General features: G+C 64.4%; 22 protein-coding genes. 13 read left to right on the plus strand and 9 right to left on the minus strand.

All coding sequences use genetic code 11. The features are described from left to right. Nucleotides 1-133: 133 nt before the first annotated feature. The 9 genes from NYR54_RS13945 to NYR54_RS13985 all read left to right on the plus strand — a co-directional run bounded on the left by NYR54_RS13945 (nucleotide 134) and on the right by NYR54_RS13985 (nucleotide 7,245). The gene (locus NYR54_RS13945; protein WP_261516303.1) at nucleotides 134-580 is read left to right on the plus strand and encodes a hypothetical protein; all 447 of its coding nucleotides are present in this window, start codon (nucleotides 134-136) and stop codon (nucleotides 578-580) included. 312 nt (nucleotides 581-892) lie between these two features. Next, a complete protein-coding gene (locus NYR54_RS13950; protein ID WP_261516304.1) occupies nucleotides 893-1,561 on the plus strand; it encodes a tetratricopeptide repeat protein in 669 nt (222 codons plus the stop codon). 3 nt (nucleotides 1,562-1,564) lie between these two features. Then, the gene (gene der / locus NYR54_RS13955) at nucleotides 1,565-2,992 is read left to right on the plus strand and encodes a ribosome biogenesis GTPase Der (protein ID WP_261516305.1); all 1,428 of its coding nucleotides are present in this window, start codon (nucleotides 1,565-1,567) and stop codon (nucleotides 2,990-2,992) included. 152 nt (nucleotides 2,993-3,144) lie between these two features. Further along, complete coding sequence (locus NYR54_RS13960) at nucleotides 3,145-4,314, plus strand: cell wall hydrolase (protein WP_261516306.1); 1,170 nt, start codon at nucleotides 3,145-3,147, stop codon at nucleotides 4,312-4,314. A gap of 238 nt (nucleotides 4,315-4,552) precedes the next feature. Further along, nucleotides 4,553-4,909 (plus strand): AtpZ/AtpI family protein, encoded by a 357-nt coding sequence (locus tag NYR54_RS13965; protein WP_261516307.1) that lies wholly within the window; start codon nucleotides 4,553-4,555, stop codon nucleotides 4,907-4,909. Nucleotides 4,910-4,949: 40 nt separating this feature from the next. Continuing rightward, entirely contained in the window at nucleotides 4,950-5,699 is a 750-nt protein-coding gene (locus NYR54_RS13970; protein ID WP_261516309.1) for a F0F1 ATP synthase subunit A, read from the plus strand. Nucleotides 5,700-5,771: 72 nt separating this feature from the next. After that, the gene (locus tag NYR54_RS13975; protein WP_261516310.1) at nucleotides 5,772-5,996 is read left to right on the plus strand and encodes a F0F1 ATP synthase subunit C; all 225 of its coding nucleotides are present in this window, start codon (nucleotides 5,772-5,774) and stop codon (nucleotides 5,994-5,996) included. A gap of 66 nt (nucleotides 5,997-6,062) precedes the next feature. Next, nucleotides 6,063-6,644, plus strand: coding sequence for a F0F1 ATP synthase subunit B (locus NYR54_RS13980; protein WP_261516311.1), 582 nt, complete (start codon nucleotides 6,063-6,065; stop codon nucleotides 6,642-6,644). Between the two features lie 115 nt (nucleotides 6,645-6,759). Next, nucleotides 6,760-7,245 carry a F0F1 ATP synthase subunit B gene (locus tag NYR54_RS13985; RefSeq protein ID WP_261516312.1) on the plus strand — a complete coding sequence of 162 codons (486 nt, stop codon included), beginning with the start codon at nucleotides 6,760-6,762 and terminating at the stop codon, nucleotides 7,243-7,245. 58 nt (nucleotides 7,246-7,303) lie between these two features. On the opposite strand, the gene NYR54_RS13990 is transcribed toward NYR54_RS13985, so the two are convergent. Beyond that, nucleotides 7,304-8,041, minus strand: coding sequence for a TetR/AcrR family transcriptional regulator (locus NYR54_RS13990; protein WP_261516313.1), 738 nt, complete (start codon nucleotides 8,039-8,041; stop codon nucleotides 7,304-7,306). A gap of 132 nt (nucleotides 8,042-8,173) precedes the next feature. Here NYR54_RS13990 and NYR54_RS13995 point away from each other — a divergent pair, with 132 nt between their 5' ends. After that, on the plus strand, nucleotides 8,174-8,743 hold the full coding sequence (locus NYR54_RS13995) for an NnrU family protein (RefSeq protein ID WP_261516314.1): 570 nt from the start codon (nucleotides 8,174-8,176) through the stop codon (nucleotides 8,741-8,743). Between the two features lie 51 nt (nucleotides 8,744-8,794). On the opposite strand, the gene NYR54_RS14000 is transcribed toward NYR54_RS13995, so the two are convergent. The 8 genes from NYR54_RS14000 to NYR54_RS14035 form a co-directional block, all read right to left on the minus strand. Beyond that, the gene (locus NYR54_RS14000; RefSeq protein WP_261516315.1) at nucleotides 8,795-9,496 is read right to left on the minus strand and encodes a ribonuclease HII; all 702 of its coding nucleotides are present in this window, start codon (nucleotides 9,494-9,496) and stop codon (nucleotides 8,795-8,797) included. A gap of 194 nt (nucleotides 9,497-9,690) precedes the next feature. Continuing rightward, nucleotides 9,691-10,842, minus strand: a complete 1,152-nt coding sequence (locus NYR54_RS14005; protein ID WP_261516316.1) for a PA0069 family radical SAM protein — start codon at nucleotides 10,840-10,842, stop codon at nucleotides 9,691-9,693. A 155-nt stretch (nucleotides 10,843-10,997) separates the two neighbouring features. Further along, nucleotides 10,998-11,540: a molybdenum cofactor biosynthesis protein B gene (gene moaB, locus NYR54_RS14010; RefSeq protein ID WP_261516317.1), complete on the minus strand. Its 543-nt coding sequence runs from the start codon at nucleotides 11,538-11,540 to the stop codon at nucleotides 10,998-11,000. Beyond that, nucleotides 11,533-12,417 (minus strand): 4-(cytidine 5'-diphospho)-2-C-methyl-D-erythritol kinase, encoded by an 885-nt coding sequence (locus NYR54_RS14015; RefSeq protein WP_261516318.1) that lies wholly within the window; start codon nucleotides 12,415-12,417, stop codon nucleotides 11,533-11,535. Before NYR54_RS14015 ends, moaB begins: the two co-directional genes overlap by 8 nt. A gap of 13 nt (nucleotides 12,418-12,430) precedes the next feature. Next, entirely contained in the window at nucleotides 12,431-12,616 is a 186-nt protein-coding gene (locus NYR54_RS14020; RefSeq protein WP_261516319.1) for a hypothetical protein, read from the minus strand. Nucleotides 12,617-12,690: 74 nt separating this feature from the next. Further along, nucleotides 12,691-13,551, minus strand: a complete 861-nt coding sequence (locus NYR54_RS14025; protein ID WP_261516320.1) for a S49 family peptidase — start codon at nucleotides 13,549-13,551, stop codon at nucleotides 12,691-12,693. A 68-nt stretch (nucleotides 13,552-13,619) separates the two neighbouring features. Next, on the minus strand, nucleotides 13,620-14,411 hold the full coding sequence (locus NYR54_RS14030) for a tRNA1(Val) (adenine(37)-N6)-methyltransferase (protein WP_261516321.1): 792 nt from the start codon (nucleotides 14,409-14,411) through the stop codon (nucleotides 13,620-13,622). An 8-nt stretch (nucleotides 14,412-14,419) separates the two neighbouring features. Beyond that, nucleotides 14,420-14,641: a putative signal transducing protein gene (locus tag NYR54_RS14035; RefSeq protein ID WP_261516388.1), complete on the minus strand. Its 222-nt coding sequence runs from the start codon at nucleotides 14,639-14,641 to the stop codon at nucleotides 14,420-14,422. 145 nt (nucleotides 14,642-14,786) lie between these two features. Between NYR54_RS14035 and NYR54_RS14040 the strand changes: the two genes are divergently transcribed. The 3 genes from NYR54_RS14040 (at nucleotide 14,787) to NYR54_RS14050 (ending at nucleotide 19,292) form a co-directional block, all read left to right on the plus strand. After that, on the plus strand, nucleotides 14,787-15,803 hold the full coding sequence (locus NYR54_RS14040; RefSeq protein WP_261516322.1) for a polyprenyl synthetase family protein: 1,017 nt from the start codon (nucleotides 14,787-14,789) through the stop codon (nucleotides 15,801-15,803). Between the two features lie 165 nt (nucleotides 15,804-15,968). Next, nucleotides 15,969-18,047 carry a tetratricopeptide repeat protein gene (locus NYR54_RS14045; RefSeq protein WP_261516323.1) on the plus strand — a complete coding sequence of 693 codons (2,079 nt, stop codon included), beginning with the start codon at nucleotides 15,969-15,971 and terminating at the stop codon, nucleotides 18,045-18,047. Nucleotides 18,048-18,344: 297 nt separating this feature from the next. Then, entirely contained in the window at nucleotides 18,345-19,292 is a 948-nt protein-coding gene (locus tag NYR54_RS14050) for a glycine--tRNA ligase subunit alpha (RefSeq protein ID WP_279327548.1), read from the plus strand. Nucleotides 19,293-19,534 lie beyond the last annotated feature (242 nt).

Genomic DNA, 19,534 nt, shown 5'->3' on the forward strand with positions numbered 1-19,534 from the left:
ACCGGCTGCCTCAAGATGCTGATCGATCACAATTTCAGAAAAATCCTGTCCTGCGGTTCACATTCGCTCTCATAACGGGCACTCTCGAAACATAACAATAAGACAAGAACCGTGATCAAAGGGAGAGAGAATCATGGCCGAACGAAGCAGTTTCGCGCAGCGGTGGCAGGAGTATCGTCCGACGAAAGCCGTCTGGCTCTGGTCGTGCGTCGCCGCAGCGATTCTCACCCTTATTGCGGGCTTCACCTGGGGAGGCTGGGTCACCGGCGGGACGGCCAGTTCGATGGCGGCGCGGGCCGCAGAAGACGCCCGCGAGCAGCTTGTCGCGTCGATCTGCGTCAATCGGTTCGTCAATTCTCCGAATGCGGCCGCTACCTTCGCGAAGCTGAAGGAGGCCCGTAGCTGGGAGAGGGATGACATCATCGAAGAAGGCGGCTGGATCACGATCGAGGCGCTCGATGAGCAGATAGCGGGCGCGGCCGATGTCTGTGCGGAAGAAATCATCGCGATGGAGAGCTTGCCGGCCCGCACGGCCGAGCCGAACGCCGCCGCAGCGGAGCCGGATTCCGTTGGAGGTTAGCGAGCGAACTTGAAGGGGGGAACCGCAAGATGGCCACAGGCCGGGAATCTTCCCGGCCTGTGGCCGCAATGGCGGGGTGAGGCGGGAACGGCTTACGTCGCATTCATCGGGGCCTGCTCGCAAATGTGGAAGATGCTGCCGGTGCCACTCGACGTAAGTTTATGCACACGACTGGTGCCGCTCGGAAGGCGCTCACCGGTAACGGCATTGCCAGCAAACAGGGGGCGATTTTGCCGCCCCCCTTCCATGCGCGCAAATTTCCGTTAAAAGGCAGGCAGAACAAGCCGGGGGCCGGCCGCGAACAGGGATTCCATGTCCGACGACAGTTTCATCCGCGAGGTCAATGAAGAGCTTCGACAGGACCAGCTCAGGAGCCTGTGGCGACGCTTTGGCCCCTTCGTAATTGCCGCCGCCGCTCTGGTGGTGCTCGCGACCGCTGCTTATGTCGGCTATGAGCGGTGGATCGAATCGCGCGCGAACCGCTCCGGCGATGCCTTTGCGCGCGCGCTCGAACTTGCCGAACAGGGCAATCACGACGAAGCGCTGAGCGCGCTAGAGGAACTGGAGAGCAGCGGCTATGGCGCTTACCCGCTTCTTGCCCGTCTGCGCGCGGCCACGACGCTGGCGGAGGAAGGCCGGGTCGAGGATGCGATCGCCAAGCTCGACGCCGTGGCCGGGGATGGTTCTGCTCCCGGCGCCATCCGGGACATCGCGCGCCTCAGGGCCGCCCTTCTTCTCGTCGATCACGGCAGCTACGAGGATGTGGCTTCCCGTGTCGAACCGCTGACGGCGGACGGCAATCCGATGCGCCACACCGCCCGCGAGGCGTTGGCGCTTGCCGCCTGGAAGGAGGGGGACAGGGATAATGCGATGGCCCTGTTCGGACAGATCATCGATGATCCTCAGGCGCCAGCCGGGACGCGCCAGCGCGCGGAGATGATGTCCGAGCTGATCGCGGGTTCCGGCGGCGAATCCGGCTAGGCCATGACCTTCAAGGTCGCCATTGTGGGCCGGCCCAATGTCGGCAAGTCGACTCTTTTCAACAGGCTGGTCGGGCGCCGCATCGCGCTGGTGGACGACACGCCGGGCGTTACGCGCGACCGCAGGGTCCACCCCGCCCGCCTTCTCGACCTTCGCTTCGACCTCATCGACACGGCTGGTTTCGAGGAGGCGCCCGAGCCGACGCTCGCCGGGCGGATGCGCGCCCAGACCGAGACGGCCATCGACGAGGCCGATCTCGTCCTTTTCATGATCGACGCCCGCGCCGGCGTCATGCCGGACGACAGCACCTTTGCCGAGGTCGTGCGGCGCAAGGGCAAGCCGGTGGTGCTGGTCGCCAACAAGACCGATGTGCGCGGCACCGAGGCCGGCGTTCTGGAGGCGTTCGGGCTGGGCCTCGGGGAACCGGTTGCCATCTCGGCCGAGCACGGGCAGGGGATGGCCGAACTTCGCGATGCCATTGCCGAACATGCCGGGGAGGCGGCCGATGCCGCGCCCGAAACGGCGGAGGGAGCAGGCGAGGGCGCTGCGCTTCCCGGCGAAGATATCGATCCCGATGCCGAGCCCCCCGCCTATGACGCGCAAAAACCCATCCGGATCGCCGTGGCCGGGCGGCCTAACGTCGGCAAATCCACGCTCGTGAACGCGCTCATCGGCGAGGAGCGGATGCTGACGGGCCCCGAGGCCGGGATCACGCGCGACGCCATATCAGTGGACTGGTCCTGGCGCGGGCGCGGCATGAAGCTTTTCGACACGGCGGGCATGCGGCGCAAGGCGCGCGTGCAGGAGAAGCTGGAGCGGCTTTCCGTGGCCGAGACGCTGCGCGCCATCCGCTTTGCGGAAGTGGTGATCGTCGTGATCGATGCCACCATGCCCTTCGACAAGCAGGATCTGCAGATTGCCGATCTCGTCTTTCGCGAGGGGCGGGCGTCCGTCATCGCCTTCAACAAGTGGGACCTCGTGGAAGACCCGCAACGCACGCTCGCGGAGCTGCGCGAAAAGACGGAACGTCTGCTTCCGCAGGTGCGCGGGATTCGGGTCGTGCCGGTCTCGGCGGAAACGGGCCGCGGCCTCGACCGCCTGATGGAAGCCGCGGTTGCCACCCATGAGGTCTGGAACCGGCGGGTTCCCACCGGCCCGCTCAATCGCTGGCTGAACGCGGCCGCCGCGCAGCATCCTCCGCCCGCAGTTTCCGGCAGGCGGCTGAAGCTCAAATACATGACCCAGGTGAAGACGCGGCCGCCGGGCTTCGTGCTGTCCTGCTCGCGGCCCGAGGCCATGCCGCAGTCCTATGTCCGTTATCTGGTGAACGGGCTTCGGGAAGCCTTCGATATCTTCGGCGTTCCCATTCGCGTTGTGCTGAGAACCTCCGAAAATCCCTACGCCGGCCGCGCCCGCCAGAAGCGCGGCTGAGGCGGCACATCCGGCTTTCGGCAGCTCTTCCAGTCCGGCTTCTACGGACAGCGGACCGCATGCGCCGCGTTCCCGCGTTAACCGGTGATCAAGGTTAATCAAATAGCCTCTGCGCATCTGAGTATTCGATTGATGCGTTCGGTGAGGGGTCGGTGCTGCTTTCAGGTGTGACGCTGCGTGGGGCTGCGGACCGCAGGCGCTCTCTTGTTCCTTCTCTGGTTGTCGGGCTGGGGCTGTGGATCGGCTTTCCGACCGCGACCGCCTATCAGGACATGGTGAGCCTCGTTACGCATCAGGAGGCGGGCGCGCGCTGGGCGGCCGTCATTGAAGCAGCCGTGGCGGGCTCGGTGCACGAGGCGGAGATGCCGTTTGCCAGCGGGGGCGAGCGGCTCGAGGGCCTGTCCGGCTCCGGCCTCGAGGCTCCGGGAATAGGCACGGTCGCCTTCCGTGCCGGCAGCAAGAAGACGGACGGCTTTACCGACGAGTCCGCCATCAACCGCACCGGAAAGAAGGGGCGCCTGGTCAAGGTTCTGCCCATGGCTCCGCCGCGGCTTTTCAATGCCGGCACGATCCTGCAGCAGACCGGTTCTCTTCTGAAGCCGAACCCGTTGGGCGAAGTGCTGATGGCCTTTGCCCAGCCGGAGATCAACGGCAAGGAAATCCAGATCGCTTCTGCCTTCCATTTCCGGCATGAGAAGCGCGGGCCGGAGCTTCCGCCCGCCATTGCCGAACTCGTCAACAATGAGGAGGGCGACATCCTGGCAACCGCCTATGCGCCGTCGGAGCCCGACTACGCCAAGACTTCGCCCTTCGCCACCATCCTGCGCGACGAGAATCAGGGGCGCTTCATTCCGCCTGTGCCGCCGACCGACCATGCCTGGGCGCGCAGGCCCCTGCCGCCGGAGGTCTTCAGCGAGCGCGAGCAGCAATGTCTTGCTGCGGGCATCTATTTCGAGGCGCGCGGCGAGCCCGTGCGCGGGCAGGCCGCGGTGGCGCAGGTGATCCTCAACCGCGTCCGCAACCCCGCCTATCCGAATACGATCTGCGGCGTCGTCTATCAGAACAAGGACTGGCGCAACCGCTGCCAGTTCTCCTTCGCCTGCGACGGCATCAAGGATCGCGTGGCAAGTCCCGCCCATTTCCGCCTAGCTCAGGAGGTCGCATTTGCGGTGACGGCGGGGAAGATATGGCTGGAGGAGGTGGGAACCTCGACCCACTATCATGCCACCTATGTCAACCCGCGCTGGGCAAAGGCGATGGAGCGGATGAAGAAGATCGGCCGTCATATCTTCTACCGCACCTATGGCGGCGGCTGGGAGTAGCCAGCCGCTCTTGCCCTGAGGGAGAGCGCGCCGCGCGCACGCGGCGCGATTCCGTGCGCGGGAATCCAGATTGCAGGTGAAGGCGCTTTGTCGCACCACATCAACACCTTGATTTCATAACGCAAAACTTCGCTGTTTCTTCCTCGTGGCGCGGCTTGACTGGCGCGAGGCTGCTCTCTATGTTGCGCGCGACTTCGAGGGCGGGTATCCGCCGGCCGGAACCGGCTTGGAGGCTCTGATGGCTGACGGAGACGAGCCTGGCGATCTGGACGGACGGCGGCGCGAACTCGAAGCTGTCCTGGCGGCGCGGCGGCAGAAAGAAGCCGAACGCAGCGGGGGCGCAAAGACGGGCGGTACGGGTAGCTTCGCGGACGCGCTGCGGCTTTCCAGCGAATTTATCGCCGGTGTCGTGGTCGGCGCTGCTCTCGGCTGGTTCGTAGATGAAATGGCCGGCACGACGCCATGGGGGCTGATCGTTTTCCTGCTCCTTGGCTTCGGGGCGGGCATTCTCAATGTCCTGCGTTCGGCAGGGCTGGTTGCTGAATTCGGGTCGAAGGCGCCGAAGAAGGGCGAAGACGACCAAGGAAGGGAATAGCGGCGTTTCACGCTGCACGATGAAGACGAGGGACCCGTAAGTGGCCACAGACCCGATCCATCAGTTTCAGATCTCGCGCTGGATTCCGATCGAGGTCGGCGGACTGGATTTCTCCTTCACCAATGCCTCCGCCTTCATGGTGATCACGGTCGCGACGGCCGGTGCGTTTCTCTATCTGACGACCTCCAGCCGCGGCCTCGTGCCCGGCCGGCTGCAGTCCATCTCCGAGATGGCCTACGAGTTCGTGGCATCCATGCTCAGAGATGCGGCCGGCAATCACGGGATGCGGTTCTTCCCGTTCGTCTTCTCGATCTTCATGTTCGTGCTGGTGGCGAACCTGCTCGGTTTATTCCCCTATTTCTTCACCGTGACCAGCCACATCATCGTCACCTTCGCGCTGGCGATGCTCGTCATCGGTACGGTGATCGTCTATGGCTTCTGGAAGCACGGGCTTGGTTTTCTGAAGCTCTTCGTGCCGCAGGGCGTGCCGGTGGCCCTTGCGCCCCTGGTGGTCGCGATCGAGGTGGTTTCGTTCCTCTCGAGGCCCATTTCGCTCTCCGTTCGTCTTTTTGCCAACATGCTGGCCGGGCACATCACGCTCAAGGTCTTTGCCGGCTTCGTCACCTCGCTGAGCGCGCTCGGGATCGCGGGTGTCGCGGGTGCGGTGCTGCCGCTTGCCATGACCGTGGCATTGACGGCGCTCGAATTGCTGGTGGCGTTCCTGCAGGCTTACGTCTTTGCCGTGCTGACCTGCATGTACCTGAACGATGCTCTGCATCCTAGCCACTAGGACAGTCTCACGAGGCGGGTTCCCCGCCAGGTTCATCCACATCAAGGTTCAAGATCCACAAGGAGTTGCAAGATGGAAGCAGAAGCAGCAAGGGCAATCGGCGCGGGCATAGCGTGCCTTGGCATGGGCGGCGCCGGCATCGGCCTCGGCCACATCTTCGGAAGCTATCTGGCGGGCGCGCTGCGCAACCCCTCCGCCGCCGACGGCCAGTTCGGTCGCCTCATCTTCGGCTTCGCCGTGACGGAGGCACTGGGCATCTTCTCGCTGCTGATCGCGCTGCTCCTCCTGTTCACCTGAGCGGCCAGAACCGTTCCGGAACCGGCCGCCCTGTGAGCGGCCGGATCTGACGACAAGGAGAAAGCCATGTTCGTGGCATCGGCATATGCCCAGGCGGCCGAACCGCCGGCAGGCGACCTGCACACGGAAACGGGGGTTGCGGTCGATCATGCACCGGAGGGTTCCTTTCCGCCTTTCGACAGTTCGACCTTTCCTTCGCAGCTCCTTTGGCTGGCGATCACCTTCGGGCTTTTCTACCTGTTCCTGAAGCGGGTTGCCCTGCCGCGCATCGCTTCCATCCTGGAGGTGCGGCGCGACCGCATCGCCCAGGATCTGGACGAGGCCGCGCGCATGAAGGAAGAGGCCGATGCGGCGGTGGCGGCCTATGAGCAGGAGCTTGCCGAGGCGCGCCGCAAGGCTGCGGCAATAGCCCAGGAAGCGCGCGACGCGGCCAAGGCGGAGGCCGAGGCCGAGCGCCGCAAGGTCGAAGCGGCCCTCGAGACCAAGCTGGAGGAGGCTGAAAGCCGCATCAGCGAGATCAAGAGCGCGGCGCTTGCGGATGTCGGGACCATCGCCGAGGAGACTGCCGGCGCCATCGTCGAGCAGCTCGTCGGCGGCCGGGTTGACAAGAAGGCGCTGGCCGAGGCCGTGAAGGCCGTCCAGTCCTAGATCTTTTCCGTGTTTCACGGAAACACGGAAAAGATCTCAAGTTATTGTTTTTGCGCAATTCCGGACGAAGAACAGTATCCATCTTTCCTGGAATTGCGCTAGCGAGGAGCAGACCATGGACGCGACATTCTGGGCGCTTGTTGCGCTGATCATCTTCGTGGCCATTCTGGTCTATGTGAAGGCGCCTGCGAAGCTCGGCGAGGCGCTCGACAGGCGTGCCGAGCGCATCCGCAACGAGCTGGACGAGGCGCGCAGGCTGCGCGAGGAGGCCCAGCAACTTCTGGCCGACTATCAGCGCAAGCGCCGCGAGGCGGAGCAGGAAGCCAAAGACCTGGTCGAAGCCGCCAAGCGGGAGGCCAAGGCCATCGTGGCGGAGGCGAAGCAGAAGACGGAAGAGTATGTCGCGCGGCGCACCGCCCTGGCGGAGCAGAAGATCGCCCAGGCCGAGCGCGATGCGGTGAACGAGGTTCGCGCCCGCGCCGTTGATGTGGCGGTTGCCGCGGCCGGCAAGCTCATCGCCGACAAGGTGGACGCCAAGACGGGGGGCAAGCTGTTCGAAACCTCGCTTCAGGAAGTGAAGTCGCGGATGAAGCTGAACTGATTACCGGCTTCTTCTTCCCACACGATCACATACCGCCGGGCTCTGCTCCGGCGGTTTTTTATTCAGCCGCTAGATCAACCGCCTGACGCGGCGGCTCGTAGGGAATATCGAGCAGGCGGCAAAGCTCCTGAAGGCATTCCTCATAGACCGGTTCCAGATCGGAATAGGCGAAGCTGATCTGGTTCAGAACCTCCATACACAGAAGCCCGTAGAGCCGTGTCCAGCATGTGAGGAAGATATAGGCAGCTTCCGGCGGCAGGAGACCGTCGATCTTTTCGGAATACGCATGGAGCTGCACTGCGAGCGAGGGGTCCATATCCTCCAGGCTCGGGAGGGGAAAACGCTGCGTCTCCCAGATCTCGACAACCTGATCCAGGAAAACCTGGCAAAAGGCCCGCCCGGAGTTGTTTTCGTCCGGGCTGCACTGTGCGATTCGTGACGTGGGTACTCGGCTGGCGAACAGCCAGGCGAATTCGGCCGGGTGGGAATTGGCCCAGGATCTCAGCGCGCGCGAAATGGCAAGCAGACGGCGCCCTGGCGTATCAGCCGCGGGATGGTCCGCAGCCGCGCGCATGGCGGCGATCAGCTCCCGGAAGAAATCGGACGTCAGCGCGTCGATGAGTTCGCGCTGGCTGGAGTAGTAGCGGTAAAGAGCGGGGCCGCTCACGCCCATCTCGCGCGCCACCGCGTTGATGGTGACGGCGGCGCTGCCTTCCTTGACGAGCAGCCTGCGCGCGATGCTGCGAATTTCCGTAAGCGCCGCCTCACGGAGACGGGCGCGCCGCTGTCTTAACACCACCGGAGCGGCAATGGCTTGAACTACCCTGCATGGCATGTAACATACTATAACAATAGTTAGACCTACTAACAAGCATCGTTAAAGCAAGCCTGGCGGGGTGTAACCGGCGCGGGCTGGAGAGAAAAACGCATGGCTGTTCTGATTGCCGGTCTGATCCTGTTCCTTGGTACGCATTCCACTCGCATCGTAGCGCCGGGTCTGCGCGAGAGGGTGGTTGTGAACGGAGGCGAGCGCGCCTGGCGCGGGCTCTACACCCTTCTGTCCCTCATCGGTCTGGTGCTGATTATCTGGGGATACGGGCTTGCGCGGCAGGACGCCGTCATCCTGTATCAGCCGGCGGCAGGGATGCGGCACCTCGCCTTGCTTCTGCTGTTGCCGGTTTTTCCGCTGCTGTTTGCCTCGCACATGCCGGGCCGCATCAAGGCTGCCGTCGGTCACCCCATGCTGGCCGCCACGGTGTTGTGGGGGATTGCACATCTTCTGGCAAACGGAACGCTGGCCGACCTGCTTCTGTTCGGAGGCGTGGCCGGATGGGCGGCTGTGGACTGGGTGTCCTCGGTGCGTCATCCGCGCAAGCCGGTGACGTCACGCGCGCCTTCCTTGAGGAACGACGTGATTTCCGTGATAGGCGGCCTGGCGGTTTACGGAATTCTCGTCGGCGGGCTCCACGAGCTGCTTATCGGCGTCTCGCCCATCTGATCCTGCCGCACATCGCGCCGCCGGCAGCGGGCCGCCGCTGATCGCCTCCGCTCAACCCTCAAGCTGGGGGAATTCCTCGCTCAACGCGCGGGATGCTTCATCCCCGGTCTTGAATGGCGCGAAGCTCATGCGGTGCAGCCGCGTAATGGGGCCGTAGGCGGCGATTGCCGAACGGTGGCGCGCCGTGGCGTAACCCACATGACTGTCAAAGCCGTAATGCGGCGTGAAATCGCTTGCGCGGATCATCATGCGGTCTCGTGTGACCTTGGCGACGATGGCCGCGGCGGCAACCGACTGCGAGCGCTGGTCTCCCTTGATCACCGCGCGACAGGGGCAGGATAGACCCGGCGGAATATCCCTTCCGTCCGCCAGCGCATAGGCCGGCCGGACGCAAAGCCCTTCAGCCGCCCGCCGCATCGCTTCCAGGCTCGCCTTCAGAATGTTGGAGCCGTCGATCGAGGACGCGCACAGCGATGCGACGGAAACGGCGAGCGCGGTTTCGCAGATGGCGCGGAACAGGACCTCGCGCTGTTCGGCCGACAGGCGCTTCGAATCGTCGAGCCCATTGGGAATGCGCTCGGGATCGAGGATCACCGCCGCGGCCACCACGGGGCCTGCGAGCGGCCCGCGCCCTGCCTCATCCAGCCCGGCGACAGGCGCATAGCCCTCGCGCATGATGCCGGATTCGAGCACGAAATCGGGCCGCACCGGCAGGTCGAACAAAGACGGAGAATCGGAATGCGAAGGAGCCATTGCGGCGATGCTCGCATCGCATCCGATTCTCCGCAAGGCTTTCCCGGATCGGGGGGCGGACAAAACCGGGGAAAGCCGGCCGCCGAGCCCCGGGGACGGACATCGACGGCTTCATCCGGTCGGTCCGGGACAGCTTGAGGGGGGAGGCGGGCTGTCCGGACGTTCGCAACCGGAGGATCAAAGGAGGGGGAGGATCAAAGAAGAACCAGCTGTTCCTCCTTGGCTTTCGCCCTGAAGAGATCCGTACGCAGCCTGCGCCGCTCGGTATTGAGGCCCAGGCGCTTGGCGGCTATCTCGAAACGACGGCCGATCTGCCATGCGTAAGGACCCGTTCCCTTCATGCGCCTGCCCCATTCCGAATCGTAATCCTTGCCCCCGCGCATGGAACGGATGAGCGACATCACGTGGCGGTAACGATCGGGATAGTGCCGAAGCAGCCACTCCTTGAAGATCGGGCTCACCTCCAGCGGCAACCGCAGGATGATGTAGCCGGCCTCGCGCGCGCCTGCCGCATGCGCCGACTCCAGGATGCGCTCAATCTCGCTGTCGTTGAGGCCCGGAATGACAGGGCCGATCATCACCGATACGGGGATGCCAGCCTCGTTGAGCGCGCGCATGGCTTCCAGCCTGCGCGGCGGCGTGGCCGCGCGCGGCTCCATGGTGCGGGCGATCTTGCGATCGAGCGTGGTGACGGACAGCGCCACCTTGGCAAGACCCCGCTCCGCCATGCGCGAGAGAATATCGATGTCGCGCATGATGAGGGCGGATTTGGTGACAATGCCGACCGGATGCCCGAACGCCTCCAGCACCTCGAGAATTTCGCGCATGATGCGCCATTTCTTCTCGATCGGCTGATAGGGATCGGTGTTCGTTCCGATGGCGATGATGCGAGGCACGTAGCCCGGCCTGGAGAGCTCCCTTTCCAGAAGGCGCGCCGCATCCGGCTTGGCAAAAAGCTTCGATTCAAAGTCAAGGCCTGGCGACAGCCCCATATAGGCATGCGTGGGCCGCGCGAAGCAGTAGACGCAGCCGTGCTCGCAACCCCGATACGGATTGATGGAGCGGTCGAACGAAATATCGGGGGACGTGTTGCGCGTGATTATGGTGCGTGGCCTTTCCACCTGCACGTCGGTCTTGAACGGCGGCAGGTCCTCGATCGTCTCCCAACCGTCGTCGAAAACGTGCCGGGTCAGCGGTTCGAAACGGCCGCTCGGATTGATCCCGGCCCCGCGTCCCCTGCGGAGGTCCTCGCCGATGCGCAAACCGGCCTCATCGATGACCGCATTGGCCATCGCGATGTTTCTGCCGTTGAAGGCGATGCTGTCCGCCCGCGCGATCTGTTCCATGCCCGCTTCTCCACATGCCCGATGGGAGCGCCCGATGAGTCTCAGGATGAATCTATTCCTATTCCAGGAATGAGAACAAATCAAGAACTTTTGCGCAACAAAGAGGTTCCCTGTGAACAACTGGTTGAAGGTTGGGGATGGGAAGAGGGGAACCCTCAGGCTTTTCCGGCGCCTCGCCTGAGATGCTCGTCGAGCCGGGGCATGATCTCGACGAAGTTGCAAGGCATGTGCCGGTAGTCGAACTGGTCCTTCAAGATGTGATCCCAGGCATCGCGGCAGGCGCCGGGGGAGCCGGGCAGGACGAAGACGAAGGTCTGCGCGATCAGCCCAGCCGTTGCGCGCGACTGGATGGTGGAAGTGCCTATCTTTTCGTAGGAAATCCTGTGGAAAAGCTGTGAAAAGCCGTCCATCCTCTTCTCGAAGAGCGGCTCCAGCGCCTCCGGCGTCACATCGTGGCCGGTAAAGCCGGTTCCGCCGGTCGTAAGAACCGCGTCGATCTTCGGGTCGGCGCACCAGGCGGTGACGGTTTCCCGGATGCGCTCCACCTCGTCGCGGACGATGGCGCGCGCCGCCAATTCATGGCCGGCTGCGGCGATACGCTCGGCGAGCGTGTCGCCCGATTTATCGTCGGCCAGCGTGCGCGTGTTGGAAACCGTGAGGACCGCAAAGCGGACGGGGATGAACGGCCGCTCAGCCATGGCTGGGCTCCGCTGAGAGGGTGGCGGCCGGGCAGACGAACCATCCCGGGCGTTTCTTTCTGATTTGTCCGGCTGCCTTCTCCGCGGTCTCGATGCTTTCGAAGATTCCGAAGCAGGTGGCTCCCGATCCAGACATGCGGGAGAGGAGTGCTCCCTCAGCCTCGAGAAGGCCGAGCGTATCTGCGATCTCCGGAAGGAGCGACAGCGCCGGGGCCTCCAGATCGTTGCGGGTGGAACGCAGCCAGCGGATGATTTCAGCCAGGCTTTCGCAGCGGGGCAGGGGACCGAGGCCCTGATTGTCCCGCTTCTGGAGCCGGGCAAAGACCGCCCGCGTTTCCAGCGGTTTGCCCGGATTGATGAGGAGGAGCGGCAGGGAGGGGAAACCGGCCGCGGGCTCCAGCTTCTCGCCGATGCCGCGCGCCACGAGAGGGCGCGAGGCGAGGCACATGGGCACATCGGCACCCAGTTCCAGCCCGAGCCGCGCAAGATCCTCCTCGGAGGCGCCAAGCTTCCAATGACGTGCAAGAAGGCGAAGCGCGGCGGCCGCATCGCTCGACCCGCCGCCGATTCCCGAGGCCACGGGCAGGTTCTTCTCAAGCCTCAGCATCACCGGGCTTTGCGCCCCGGCTCCGAAATGAAGGCGCAGGAGATCGCGCGCCCTCAACACCAGATTGCCTCCGTCTGCGGGAAGGGATGAGGCAAAAGGCCCGGTGACGGAAAAGCCGTCCTGCTCCGCCTCTTCCACCGCCAGCCGGTCGCCGTGCCCGGCAAAGATCACGAGGCTTTCGATGAGGTGATATCCGTCAGCGCGCCGGCCGGTGACATGCAGCGCCAGGTTGATCTTCGCGGGAGCCGCGCCTTCAGGCGTGGCGGACATGAAGGCCGTGCCCTCAGTCCTTCGCCAGATGGTATTCACCTGTTCTCGGGTCCCTCACCAGTGTGCCCATGCTGCGGTTGGCCGCCTCGCGGCGGACGCGCTCCATCCGCCGCGTCACGCGCTCGGCTTCGCGCAGGAAGGCGCGGTAGCCCACATAGGCCACCACGGCGATGACAACGAAAAAGATCAGTTGGGGCATGGTGAGGGCTCCTCCTCGACGCTCATGCAGGTGCCAATGATAGTGCGTTTCCCTTGCGGCGCAAAACGGGCGGTTCAGAGGCCATATCGCCTCCACAGCGCCTGTTCCTCCAGGGCTTCCAGCAGGCCGGAGGCAGCCGCGGCGGCGATGTCGGTTCCGCTTGGCCTGAGACCGAAGAAGCCCAGCTTGCGGCCGAACACGCCGCGCGACTGGCTGATGAGCTTCAGTCGCGTCTTCGGCCCGAAGCGGTTCTTGAGATAGGAGCGCATGTCCCCGAGCGCGTCCACAAGCCCGAGGGCGTGCCCGCGCTCGCCGGTCCAGAACAGGCCGGTGAAGAGCTCGTCGTCATCGGCTAGCTTCGCGCCCCGCCTTTCCTTGACGAGCGCGATGAAACCCTGATGCACTTCTTCCTGCAGGGCCTTCAGCCGTTCGATGTCCTCGGGTTTTTCGGGCTGGAAGGGATCGAGGATCACCTTGTTGCGGCCCGAGGTATAGACGCGCCGCTCCACGCCGATCTTCTTGATCATCTCCGGAAAGCCGAAGCCGGCGGAAACGACTCCGATCGATCCCACAATAGAGGACGGATCGGCGATGATCTCGTCGCCGGCGAGCGCGATCATATAGCCGCCGGAGGCCGCCACATCCTCGACGAAGACGAGCACGGTCCTCTTCTTTTCCTCCGCCAGATCGCGGATGCGCCGGTAGATGAGGCGGGACTGCACAGGAGAGCCGCCGGGAGAATTGAGCGAGATCGCAAGCGCGGGAGCCGGGACGGCGAAGGCCTTTTCGAGAAGGCCGGCCACGGATGCGAGCGAAAGATGCTGCCGCACGGGACTGCCGCCCGACATGATGGCGCCCTGCAGCCGAACCACGGGGATCGTGACTGCGTCGGAGCGAAGGGGTTTCGGCAGGAGGCGCGCCAGCGATTCTTTCACGTCGGTTTACTCCACGGTCTTACTTGAAATCTCATGTAGGTGCTTGCCTGCCGCGCGCAAAGCCCATTTCAGTCGGCAAACAGCGCCTCCCGGCCATTGATGATGGCATCGGCGCGCGCGGTAAAGCCGCGTCCCGTCTCTCCATGCAGAACGAGAGGCGGCAGGAGTGCGAAGCCGCCGCGGTCACCCTTTCGCGCCCTGAGGATGATGCGCAGCGCCTCCACACCCGGCCGTGGGTGCACCGGCACGGCGCGCGGGCTGCCGAAGCGGCCTTCGAGCGCGGACAGGATTTGCGCCAATGACGCGGGGCGCGCGATGACCGCCACCCTGGCGCCCGGCCGGGCCATTGCCGCGGCCGTCCTCAGCCAGCGCTCGAACAGCCCGTCATCCATCACATGCGCCTGCCGCCGGAGCGGGTCGGGGCTTGCCCGGTCGTGGGCGGCGTTGAAAGGCGGATTCATGATGATGAAGTCGAAGGCGTTTTCGGCGAGCCCGGCTTCCGCGCGGTCGCTTCCTGAAAGCTCGACATCGGCCTGAAGAACCTCGATGCGGGAAGCAAGCGCGCTGTTGGCCGGCAGACGGAGACTCTCCTGCGCACAGGCGACCATCTCCGGCTCCCGCTCCACCAGGAGCACCCGCGCCTCGGGGCAGCGCGCGGCGACGGCGAATCCTGCCGCTCCCGCACCCGCGCCGAGATCGGCAAGCGCTCCGGCGAAGCCCGCCTGCACGGCCCCGGCAAGCAGCATGGCGTCGAGCCCCGCGCGATGGCCCTTGCCGGCCGGCTGAACGAGATGAAAGCGGCCTCTGTGAAAGGCGTCGATCGTGAAGGCGCGATCGTCGAGGGGTGGTCCTTCCCGCATGGGCACGCCTATCGAAGCTGGTCGCCCGCCACGCCGGCGTCCTTCAGCAGCTTGCGCGCCGCCTCGGCCTGCTCTTCGGTCACCAGAACGCGGCGGGGCAGCACGCCCAGCGACCCTTCCATGATGCTCATATTCTGGTCGGCGACCAGAAAGTTGATCCCCGCGTCGCGCAGCAAGCTTTCGACAAAGGAGATGACGACGGCGTCGTTGGTTCGCAGGAGCTCGATCATGGGCGTGACGTTGGCAGGTCTGGCGTTCCTTGTAAATGCGATGCGGTTGCTCTTGGCCCCGGCCCGCGCTAATTCGCCGCTTGCGGGACTGTCGGCCGCAGCCATACAGTCGCCCGGGCGGGCGAGGAAGAAAAGGGAGTTCCTGGTGGGTGTCGTAGTGAACCTCGAAGACGGCAAGCGCGACAGGGGCTCGATCGAAGGCCTGATCGAGCTTACCAGGAGCGACATGACCCGCGTCAACGAGCTCATTCTGTCGAAGGCGGGGTCGGATGTGGAACTGATCCCGCAGCTTGCCCGACATCTCATCTCCTCTGGCGGCAAGCGGCTTCGCCCGATGGTGACGCTCGCTGCGGCGCAGATGTTCGGCTATTCGGGCGAGGGTCATGTGAAGCTCGCCACCAGCGTCGAATTCATGCACACCGCGACGCTGCTGCATGACGATGTGGTGGATGAGAGCGATCTGCGGCGCGGCAAGCAGACGGCGCGCATGATCTGGGGCAACCAGGCCAGCGTGCTGGTCGGCGATTTCCTGCTCGGCCAGGCCTTCCGGATGATGGTTGAGGTCGGATCGCTCGATGCGCTGGAGGTGCTTTCCGACGCGGCGGCCGTTATTGCCGAAGGGGAGGTCATGCAGCTTGGCGTGGCCAAGAATCTCGAGACGACGGAAGACGAATATCTGGCCGTCATCAAGGCGAAGACGGCAGCGCTTTTCTCGGCGGCGGCGGAGGTTGGCCCGATCATCGCCAAGGCCTCGCGCAGCGACCGGTCAGCGTTGCGTTCCTACGGCACCAATCTGGGGCTTGCCTTTCAGCTTGTCGATGATGCGCTGGATTACGGCGGCAGCACCCGGGATCTGGGGAAAAATGTCGGGGACGATTTCCGCGAGGGTAAGGTGACCCTGCCCGTGATCCTTGCCTACAGGCGCGGATCGGAGGAGGAACGGCGGTTCTGGAAGGATGCGATCGAAGGGGAGCAGGCCGATGCGGCCGCGCTCGACAAAGCAATCCGGCTGATGCACCGGCATGGCGCCATTGTCGATACGGTGGGCCGCGCGCGCCATTTCGGCGAGATCGCGCGCGATGCGCTCGCTCCGCTGAAAGCCACGCCGCAGAAGGCCGCTCTGGTGGACGTCATCGATTTCTGCATCAGCCGCGTGGTGTGATATAGTTGCGCCGGGATCGGCGGGGCATTGCCGCACCGGCGCGCCCGGTGCGTCCGCCCGGCGGAAACGACGCTTTCCCGTTGAAGCTTAATCGCAAAAACGCCATGCTCTGCAGGTAGCGAGGCTGCAGCGGTTGATCGGGACGAAAGGAATATGATGCGGGCAATGAAGGCACGACTCCAGGCAAGCGCCCTGGCAGTCATGGTCATGGCGCTTGCGCTCGAAAGTGGCGTTGCCGCACAGGCCGAAACCAGCATCGAGACGGTGCCGACCCATTCCTTTTCCGGCGCATATCTCGCCGGCCGTGCCGCTGAATTCGACAATGATCTGGAAAGCGCCATCTCCTACTACGAGCGCGCCATCGCCTTCGATCCGGACAATGTCGAGCTTCAGCAAACGCTGCTGCTCGCGCTCGTCTCGCGCGGGCGCATGGAAGAGGCGCTGCTCTATGCCGAGAAGCTCAAGAGCGTGCCCGAAGCGGAGCGCTTTTCCAGGCTGGTTCTAGCGGTGGATGCCTTCAAGAAGGAGGACTATGCCGCCGCGGAGAGATGGCTGAGGCTGGCTCTCGAGTCGGATCTCGACCGGTTGATCACCGGGATAATGACCACCTGGGCGGTGACCGGACGTGAAGGCCCGGAGGCGGGACTTGCGCGTCTGGATGGCCTGGAGGGACCGGCCTGGTACGACCTTTTCAAGAGCTATCATCGCGCGCTGCTTCTGGCCCAGGCAGGCCGCGGGGATGAGGCCTCCGAAGCATTCGAGACCCTGATCGGCGCCTTTGCAGGGCGCCCCGTGACGGCGGACACCTTCGGCCGCATCGCGGAAGCCTATGCGGCGCTGCTTTCGAGCCGCGGCGACACGGAAAAGGCCTTCGAAGTGCTCGAAAAGGCCGAGGCGGCCGGCGGCGGCGTCGCGCTTGTCCCGGAACTGCGGCGGCGGCTCGAGGCGGGCGAGGCAATCGATCCGGTCGTCGTCACGCCTTCCGATGGTGCCAGCGAAATCCTGCTCAATGTCGCGACGGAACTCGCCAACACAGGCGGCGATTCCTTCGTGCGCCTCTATCTGCGTTACGCGCAGGCGCTCGACCCGGACAATGATGCGGTTCTGGTGCAGCTTGCCCATGTGGCCGAGCGGCAGCAGGAGGGAGAAACCGCGATCGCGCTTTACCGGCAGATCGGTGAAAGATCGCCGCGCGCGCGCTTCGCCGGCCTGCAGATCGGTCTCAATCTCGCGGACCTCGAGCGCAACGACGAGGCCGTCGAGCATCTGAAGCAGGTGCTCGAAGACGATCCGGACGACATGCGCGGCTATCTCGCGCTAGGCGGCGTCTATTTCGCGCAAAAAAACTATCGCGCCGCCGCCGATCTCTATGACACCGCGATTGCCCGGATCGGCGATCCCAAGCCTGAGCACTGGAACATCTTCTACCAGCGCGGCATCGCCTATGAGCGCCTGAAGGAATGGCCGAAGGCCGAGCCCAATTTCCGCAAGGCGTTGGAGCTTTATCCCGACCACCCGCAGGTTCTGAACTATCTGGGCTACTCCTGGGTGGATATGAACATGAATCTGGAGGAGGGGATGGAGCTGATCCGCCGGGCCGTGGAATTGCGGCCGAGCGACGGCTACATCGTCGATTCGCTCGGCTGGGCGTATTACCGGCTGGGCCAGTATGAGGAGGCAGTGGAGCATCTGGAGCGGGCCGTCTCGCTGAGGCCCGACGATGCGATCCTGAACGACCATCTGGGGGATGCCTACTGGCGCGTAGGCCGGCGACTCGAGGCGCGTTATCAGTGGGCGCATGCGCGCGACCTCGATCCGGAGCCGGAGATTCTGGCCCAGGTGGAAAGGAAGCTTGAAGAGGGGCTGCCGCCGGTGGAGGATGACCGAAAGCTGGCTGAGGCGGCAGGTGCCGCCCGCAATGTGATGAACGATGCATCCAACGCTCTGCCACCCGAGGCGGCCGCGCCGGAGGCGGACGCTTCTCCTGCTGCGCCCGAAACGCCGGGAACTGCCGAAGCCGATAAAGATCAGCCGAAGCCTGCACAGGCGGAGCCTAAGCCTGAAGCGTCTGCCGAGCCGGATGCGGAAATCTACACCGTGAAGCCGGGACAGACCTTATGGTCGATCGCGGTGGAGGAGCTTGGGGACGGCGAACGCTTCCGGGAAATTCTGGAACTCAATCCGGTTCTCAAGCGCGATCCGAACCGCATCCGTCCGGGGCAGGAGCTGCGGCTGCCGCGTTAGCCTTTTCGCGGTTGGCATTCATTTCAGCTCAGAAGCGTGGCGTCGGCACCAATCCTCCTCTCGATGGGGAGGGTCGGCGCGCAGCGCCGGGGTGGGGTGTCATGACTGAGACCGTTTGGACTTGCATCGTGCGTTCTCTGCGGCCGGCCGGCAGCCGCCAACGGGAAATCCTTTCCTTCCGGCCGCTACAGAGGAGCGTGGAACCACTTCTTGACGCCCGCTGAGCCGCACAATAGGACGGGCTGCGCCCGAAAGACTCCGGAGAGAAATCGCGTGTCCGTCGAACCGCTTCCGCACATGCACCCCGCCCGTTCGTTTCAGGGGCTGATCCTCACCCTTCAGAACTATTGGGCGGAAAAAGGCTGTGTCATTCTCCAGCCTTACGACATGGAGGTCGGCGCAGGCACCTTCCACCCAGCGACTACGCTGCGCGCGCTCGGGCCGCGCCGGTGGAATGCGGCCTATGTGCAGCCCTCGCGCCGGCCCAAGGACGGACGATACGGCGAGAACCCCAACCGGCTGCAGCATTATTACCAGTACCAGGTTATCCTAAAGCCCAGCCCGCCCGATCTGCAGGAGCTTTATCTGGGCTCGCTGGCGGCAATCGGCCTCGATCCGCTTCTCCACGACATCCGTTTCGTCGAGGACGACTGGGAAAGCCCGACGCTTGGCGCCTGGGGGCTTGGCTGGGAGTGCTGGTGCGACGGTATGGAGATCTCCCAGTTCACCTATTTCCAGCAGGTCTGTGGCATCGAGTGCGCCCCGGTCTCAGGGGAGCTTACCTACGGGCTGGAGCGGCTCGCCATGTATGTGCAGGGGGTGGACAACGTCTATGAGCTCAACTTCAACGGGCTCGAAGGCCCGGACAAGGTGACCTACGGTGAGGTCTTCCTGCAGGCCGAGCAGGAATATTCGCGCTTCAACTTCGAATACGCCGACACGCAGCTCCTCTTCCGCCATTTCGAGGATGCGGAAAAGGAATGTCGGGCGCTGCTCGAGGCAGGTGCCAGGGGCCTGGAGGCGGGCGGTCTGCACCAGATGGTCTTCCCCGCCTACGACCAGTGCATCAAGGCGTCCCACGTCTTCAACCTTCTTGACGCGCGCGGCGTGATTTCGGTCACCGAGCGGCAGAGCTACATCCTGCGTGTGCGCGAGCTCGCGAAAGCCTGCGGCGAAGCCTTCCTGAAGACGGACGCCGGCGGCGCGACGCCCACCTCACCCTTGATGGGAGAGGTCGCCGCGTAGCGGCGGGTGGGGGTGCATAAAAGGTGCCCCATGTCCGGCCTGTTGCCGGCCAGTTCGACGGTGCGGCGGACGCCGGTCCTCTCCTCGGAAAAAGCCTGATAGGCGGTAAAGCAGGCCAGCAGCGCAATGATCTGCAGTAGGGTCGCTGCCGTTTTCATGGCCGTTCCTGGCAAAGCTTCGCCGTCTGAAGCGTTCGCGCTTCAGCGTCCCTTCGAAGGAGTGAGTGATTTGCTCCCTAGGAC

It is taken from the genome of Chelativorans petroleitrophicus (genome assembly GCF_025398195.1).
Classification (GTDB): Bacteria; Pseudomonadota; Alphaproteobacteria; order Rhizobiales; family Rhizobiaceae; genus Chelativorans; species Chelativorans petroleitrophicus.